7 protein-coding genes are annotated in these 7,213 nt (G+C 29.8%); 3 read left to right on the top strand and 4 right to left on the bottom strand.

Annotated features, from left to right (window positions below; all coding sequences use genetic code 11):
- Window positions 1-276: 276 nt before the first annotated feature.
- Complete coding sequence (locus tag QJV27_RS11055; RefSeq protein WP_281449067.1) at window positions 277-813, bottom strand: hypothetical protein; 537 nt, start codon at window positions 811-813, stop codon at window positions 277-279.
- 200 nt (window positions 814-1,013) lie between these two features.
- On the opposite strand from QJV27_RS11055, the gene QJV27_RS11050 reads away from it, so the two are divergent.
- Window positions 1,014-3,476: an SIR2 family protein gene (locus QJV27_RS11050; protein ID WP_281449066.1), complete on the top strand. Its 2,463-nt coding sequence runs from the start codon at window positions 1,014-1,016 to the stop codon at window positions 3,474-3,476.
- Between the two features lie 31 nt (window positions 3,477-3,507).
- Here QJV27_RS11050 and QJV27_RS11045 read toward each other — a convergent pair whose 3' ends face one another.
- From QJV27_RS11045 to QJV27_RS11035, 3 genes are all read right to left on the bottom strand, one after another.
- Entirely contained in the window at window positions 3,508-3,804 is a 297-nt protein-coding gene (locus QJV27_RS11045) for a type II toxin-antitoxin system RelE family toxin (RefSeq protein ID WP_281449065.1), read from the bottom strand.
- Window positions 3,794-4,048: a type II toxin-antitoxin system RelB/DinJ family antitoxin gene (locus QJV27_RS11040; RefSeq protein WP_281449064.1), complete on the bottom strand. Its 255-nt coding sequence runs from the start codon at window positions 4,046-4,048 to the stop codon at window positions 3,794-3,796. Before QJV27_RS11040 ends, QJV27_RS11045 begins: the two co-directional genes overlap by 11 nt.
- Before the next feature lie 66 nt (window positions 4,049-4,114).
- Window positions 4,115-4,990, bottom strand: coding sequence for a replication initiator protein A (locus QJV27_RS11035; protein WP_281449063.1), 876 nt, complete (start codon window positions 4,988-4,990; stop codon window positions 4,115-4,117).
- Window positions 4,991-5,620: 630 nt separating this feature from the next.
- Here QJV27_RS11035 and QJV27_RS11030 point away from each other — a divergent pair.
- Both QJV27_RS11030 and QJV27_RS11025 read left to right on the top strand, forming a co-directional pair.
- A complete protein-coding gene (locus QJV27_RS11030) occupies window positions 5,621-5,842 on the top strand; it encodes an RNA 2'-phosphotransferase (RefSeq protein WP_281449062.1) in 222 nt (73 codons plus the stop codon).
- A 217-nt stretch (window positions 5,843-6,059) separates the two neighbouring features.
- The coding region (locus QJV27_RS11025) for a hypothetical protein (protein ID WP_281449061.1) at window positions 6,060-7,213 on the top strand (1,154 nt) is incomplete at its 3' end.

The following is a 7,213-nucleotide window of genomic DNA, read 5'->3' as shown; positions in this document are numbered from 1 at the left end:
TGCAGCATTATTTAAAGCTATTCTAGAAAAGATAAAACCAGCGTTAGACAAAATATTTGATCAATTAAGTTCTATTTTCAATATGGAACTTCAACAAATAGAGATTGCTCAAGCGATTAAGCAAGATCATGACGAGGAAGAATATGACGATTATTGGGATAATAGTCCTTCGATGTAAGGAAAAATCTGCTCAAATCTCTTGCTTAAGCTCTAAAAATAGATCGTCATACAATACTTAAAAACAGTCTTACCCACAAAAATGTGGATAAGTTTTTATTATTGAAAGAGTTTTTTAAAACCACTCCAAAAGCCTGTCCTAGAAGGTTCTGTGATTTCTATGGGGTGGTCTGTAGGGGTATTTTCTGAAGGTGATGGCTCAGTCTGTTTTTCTTTTGGTGTGGCGACTGTCTCTGTTTTTTCTTTGCGATGCTCCAATAGCTTCAATGCAACCTGTAAACTATCTATCGTCTCTTGTTTGGCTTCTAAAACAGCTTTTAAACGTTCATTTTCTGATTTTAACTGTTGTATCTCATTGTTTTGAGATTGAGTGGTAACTGTATTATTTTGTGTAGTATCTGTAGTTTTTCTTGTAGTTTGTTGACTGATTGCTACATTTTCACTACATGTAGTATCCATAGTGTTTTGAATGTTAATATTACCAAAAATCCTTATCAATTCTGATATTTCTATACCTGTATTGCCTGTATGATGATCTGTAGTTTTTGAAATTTTACCCGCTTTGAGATAAGTCTGTATTGTGCTACGTGCTTTACCAGTTAAACGAGCAGCTTCAGAAATAGAAACAATAGGCATTTTATTTACTCATAATTGAAGATAATTTGTTTTTTGCACTATGTATCTTTGATGATCAATGAAATTTATAAAGTAACATTATAAATTATACATCAATAAATTTATGACAAGATTGAAAGTTTGTGTTCTAATTTAACATATAAATAAATTTTTCATTACATATCAGTATGACAAATTTAATTAAGTTAAGGTAATTTAGTATGGTTGATATCGAAGTTACAAGAAGATTACTAAAGGTAATTGCTTCTGGAAAAAGTATGCTTTTCACTGGTGCAGGGTTTTCGCACGGAGCAACGAATACATTGAATATATCACCACCAAAGGGAGGTGATTTAGCAAAGATATTAAAAAACAACATACTAGATAAAGATCAGGAATATGCAGAATTACTTAGTGATAATAATTTACAAATTATTACAGATACTTTTATAGATGTTTTTTCACCAGAAACGCTAATTAGTATTTTAAAAGAAAATTATACAATTAAAGATGTAAGTGAAACGCATAAATTAATAGCATCTGTACCTTGGCGTAGGTGTTACACGACTAATTATGATGAGGTTTTTGAGATAGCGTCTCGATTCAATGATAAAATATTTTCTTCTGTAACACCTTTACAAAGTATAGAAAATTATTATCAAAATGGGCAACTTTGTATTCATCTTAATGGGTTAATTAGTAATTTAAATAAAGAAACTTTATTAAATGAATTCAAATTATCTCAAGATTCATATATAAATGGATCTTTTTTTATTAAAAATCCATGGTTTTATTATTTTCAAAAAGATTTAGAACAATGCCCTGGAATTGTGATAGTTGGCTACTCTTTTTATGATTATGAATTTAGGAAATTGTTTGCTGATCAACAAAACATACTAAAAGAAAAAATATTTATAATTACGTCTAGTAATGCTAGTACAAAAGAAGTGAACTTTTTTGAAAAATATGGCAAAGTTCTTTCTGTAGGAGTAGATGGATTTTCTAAATTAATTGAAGATAATATTAAAGAAATTCAATTATATAACAGTAATAATACAGATACGACTTTTTTGAATATTTATTATCCTCCAGAAATTAATCATAATACTATTTTACCAGATGAAGAAATTGAAAAATTTTTAGTTTTTGGTAATCTAGATGAGAAAAGTTTATTGTCGGATCTTGAATCAGAATATAGGCAATTATCTACTAGAACATCATTAAAAGAAGTGTTAGAGGCAATTTCAACAAAAAATAATGTTTTATTATATAGTAATTTAGGTAATGGTAAGACTATTTTTTTAACGCAATTAAAATTTCTTCTTTCAAAAACTGGTGCCTATAATATATATGAGCCTCGTAAAAATATGGAATTAGGTGTTCAAGATTGTATAGGTGATATAGATAAATTAGCATCTTCATTTAAAAGGTCAATTATTGTAATTGATAATCTATTAGAATATAAGGATATTATTAAACATTATAATAATATTCAACCAAAAAATATTTGTATTGTAGCAACTTCAAGACGTAATATTCCTGAAATTGTAAAAATTTCAAAAAGCATAAATTTTTACGAAGTTTCCTTAGATAATCTTGATGAGGAAGAATTTAATGATTTTATTAGGATAATTGATAATTTAAGTTTATGGAAAGAACGTGCAGGAAAATCTCCACAACAAAAAGTAGTAGAGCTACGAGATAAATATCAATCTCAGATATCCTATATATTATTAAAGGTATTTGAATCAAAAAATATTCAGTTAAAAATACTCACTGTATTATCAGTGTTTTCTGATAATAAAGATGCTAAAAAAACTATTTTTGTTATTTCATTACTAGGTTTTTTAGATGTAATTTTGAATTTTACCACAATATCTCTTTTATCTGGTAATAATTCAATACGTCTCTCTGAATTTAAGAATAATGATAATCTTAGACAATTATTTTTAATAAATGAAAATATAATTGAAAAAAGATCAAGTGTTTTGTGCCAAAATATTATTAGATCAAGTGGTTTTTATGATGCAGAATATATTATTAATACTTTATTAGGAGTAGTAGAAAATTTAGATGCTTTTATAAAAGAAAGCGTAAAAAATGATGAATTTTTAAAAGAGATACGAAAAAAATTTTTGAAATCTTCTACAATTGAAAAAATCTTGCCAGAGGATGATAGAAAGTTAAATAATTTAAAAAGATATTACGATGATTTGAAAAAAATTGTTCCATGGTTAGTAAACGATCCTAATTATTGGGTTCAATATGCTATGGCTCACCTAACACATAATAGTTTAAAAAATGCACAAAATTATTTAAAAACAGCATATTCTTTAGCAGAAAGACATCATGAGTATAATACTGATGCAATAGATACACAACAAGCTCGTTTGTATTTATTATTATCTATGAAAGAAGTTGAGGCAAATAAGATTTTGCAATTTTTTCAAGATGCACAGCTTCTACTTTTGAAAGTGCCCAATACCATTTATAGATATAAACAGGTTTTGATATATAAACAGTTTTATGATGCTTCTTTTAGTAGGCTTTCTCAAAAAGGTCAAAAAACATTTATTATTTATTGTAATGATATGAAAAAAGAACTTGAAATTTTTCGAAATGAAAATGGTTTTGATTGGGTTTCTGAAAGTTGTTATGATTTTTTAAACTCGTTTGATGGATAAAAAACAATTTTAATGAGTTTATAGATATTACTCATTTATTATTTAATCGAGTATTAGCTGTTTCATAAACTTTTTTATCTTCACGTTTCCCTACAGCAATAACTAAAATTACAATGTCTTCATCAATGACTTGATAAACTAATCTAAAACCAGAAGATCGTAATTTAATTTTATAACAGCTAGCAAGGTCTCCATGTAAACGGGCAGATTCAATATAGGGATTATTTTGTAATTGTTTTAACTTCTTTTTGAATTGCGCTTGAATAGATTTATCGAGTTTATACCATTCTTTGAAAGCTCTTTCATCAAAGTCAATTTTAAAGGTCATCTAAATTAACTCTGATACGTTTGGCAGGATTGTTTAAACGTTCACGGACAACCGCTAAAATATCATCGTCTTTATCATTATCACTGACTATCACTGAAACTTCCGAAAAAGGTAATTTTTTATTTTCAGCAACATAACGTAAGAATAGTCTTAACGCTTCTGAGGGAGATAAGTTAAGATTATCAAAAGCTTTATAAGCATCCTTTTTTAAGTTTTCATCTACTCTAATTTGAATAGTACTCATTATTTTTTGCTTTCAAATAATATTATAATAAGTAGATTATAATGTAATTACAAATGTAGTGCAATATTATTTTGTAGGCTTTTGTTTTTGCGTAAAAATTACAATATCATTCTCAAGATCATAGGTTACGTTATAATCTGGTAGTTCATTTGTTGTTACTAGAGATTTAATTGACCATCTAAAGACTTTTAATTTCTGACTACTACCAGTCTTTTTTAATAGTAACTCCAAACCTATTTTCCATTCTTTTTGGCTTCCGCAATGTTTACGAGCTAGTTCATAAATACGGCGATCTAGTGGTTTTCTAAGTCTGAAATAGTCTGGACTAATAGTTAGGACTTGATTAGACGTTACAGAACGATAGAGCCAGTCTGGGAGGGTTACGGATACTCTGACCATACGTCCATCTTTTTCTTCAACAACACGCCAAGTATCAACTAAACCAAAACCATGTGCTTCTCTTGTTTTTGCTGTTTCAATATTCGTTGTAATACGTGTTCCAGCTAATCGTTCGAGAGCAGTTTTTGCCAACTCATAATACTGCCCACTTACACCTCTATTTGTGGTCATAAGGTAATCATAGATAGTAAAATGAACAGTTCGGCTTATTTCTTTTTCTTCATAAATGGCTTGCATGAGTTTTGATATGCAATAAATCCAAATATCTTTGTCATGAATGGTCGCCATGCCATATTCGGCATTAGGAGCTATAGTAATATTAAAATTATTATGTTCATATTTTCTAGTCTTAATATCTCCAGCTTTTAAAGCAAATAAGGGGTGCTCCATACTGGCTATATCATCTTGAAATGTCAGATTATTAAATATATCGGCAATAAAGAAATCTGTTTGCTTATGTTTTTTTGGAGAAAGATGTTTCTTTTTTTTATTTTTCTGTGTTGCTTCACATTCATGTTGAATGATATTCTCGGCATTAATCATTGTTTTATGTCCTGTCGAAAAGATTATAAAATTAATGGTTGCTAAAGGGTGGTTGTTGGTGCAACTGCCCTTTTTTATTATGGCTAATACCATAACGTAATTATAAAAAATAAAGCAAGATTTATTATCGTCATTTCACGAACCATATTACGTCATTTCACGAACCATATTACGTCATTTCACGAACCATATTACGTCATTTCACGAACCATATTACGTCATTTCACGAACCATTGTGGATAATTTATTATTTATTTTCATATAGTTATCTTGTGGATGATGATCCTTAATAATACTTTAATAAATTTATAATAAGAAAATTTTATTTCTACCCTGTGGATAACTCATAAAAAATACACATAAACAAATTAATTTTTAAAAATCAAAATTTGTGTTTGTGCATTTTTAACATAAACTTCTACATTTTAAATAAATAATACTTTAAACGCTCTTAAATTACTCTACAATGCATTTAAATAGTTTTTATATAGGATTTTGATATGAAACAAATTAAATGCATTGTAGGAGCTTTAAAATGGCATTTACGTGCATATTGATGATTTAAGTTATTGCTCAAGAAGTAAACAGAGTTTTTAATTCTCTATTTTCTAATTTTGAAGGTTTTATTCAATGAGTAAAGAAATTAGTAAAATGCTTAGTTTGGTTTTACGTCATACTCCTGAACGCATTGGGATTACCTTAGATCAAAATGGGTGGACAGATATTAAACAACTTATCTCTAAAGCCAAAAAAGCAGGATATAAACTTAGTTTAGAGGAACTCTTAGAAACGGTTCGGACAAACAATAAACAACGTTTTACGATTTCTGAAGATGGTCAAAGAGGGTTTTAAGTTCTTTAAAGCGGATAATGGGGTTTGGTTAACCGATCATATTTTACCAAAATATATTTCTTTCTAAGGGGCGTGCAGAGGGGTGAAACTCTTTGCCATATGTATTCAGCGGAGCGATAAATCTCTGAAAGAGATTTAGAATACTCAATATGTTGTTTATTTGTAAAATAAATAAGATTATGCTACTTCTATATTCTTTAATTTCTTTGGGTAACTCATGGTTCACTTTAAATGTGCCGTCAGGGCTTCTAGTATTAAATCTTTAAATGGACATCATTCCCTTTCTGCTGCTCAAGATCATGCGCAACGATTAGATATAACCTCTCAAAAAAGAAGCATCCATCCTGATCAAAAACCTATTGCATGGTCTAAAGCAGGGATTGGAAAAGAATTAGATTATGTTGAGGCTTTTAAAATCCATAAGAAAGAGCTTGCAGCAGGAGAACGTAAAAACTCAAGCCTTGCAGAACATTTACTCTTAGTGATTAGTCCAGAATGGTTAGAAGAAACAGGCGATCCTCATGATCCTGATAATCCAAGAGTAAAGGCTTTATTTGAAAATGCTAGGGAGTGGGTAGAAAGTTGGGCAGGTCAAGGTTCTGTTTGGGGACTTCGATATGATCGGGATGAAGCTGGAAGTGGCGTTATTGATGTTTTTGTTTCCCCTGTTCATGAACAAAAACAACGAAAATCAGATAAAACAAAGAAAGTTATTAGTGTTAATAAATCGATACAAGCCTTGTTTGAGATGGAAAAAGTGCTTGATCCTATGGTGAAGCGTCCTAGAGGGGCATTACAATCCTCTTGGGCAAGATGGTGCCAAGATTATTTAGATCAGCGTATAGAACGGGGAGACTATAAAGAAAAAACCAAAAGAGATCATATTCATGCAGATATCTTAGCGCCTGTCTTACAGCAAAAAACGAAACTTATTAAAGAGGTCAAACAAATACAAGAACAAAAACAGGCAATGTCTGTTGAGATCACAAATCTTAAAAAGCAAATTGAAGAACAGAGGGTAAAAGTTCGGGAAGAAATTTCTAAAGCTCAGCAACGACAAAAAAGAAGAATGCGCAATATTGCTGCAGTTATTTTACTCGATAAAGAACCACAAGATCGTTTGAAACTCTTAGCAGAAACCTCTCATATTGTGAGGCGGTATGTTTTTGAAGAATTACCTAAGGTAAAACCTGTAAAATTTGATGAAGAGCAATTATTAAAGCCGTTATATGACTTTCTGGAGAATATGAACGAGCAATCTATTGCTCAGTTGTTTCAAGAATATAAACAGGCAGTGAATGCGTTTTTAGATAATGTTTCTTGGGTTATCGAGCCAAAAGGAACCATGTTTGAAGGGCAGATTGTAGAATT

The organism is Commensalibacter oyaizuii, assembly GCF_029953265.1.
Classification (GTDB): domain Bacteria; phylum Pseudomonadota; class Alphaproteobacteria; order Acetobacterales; family Acetobacteraceae; genus Commensalibacter; species Commensalibacter oyaizuii.
This window is presented reverse-complemented; position numbering and strand designations above follow the sequence as displayed.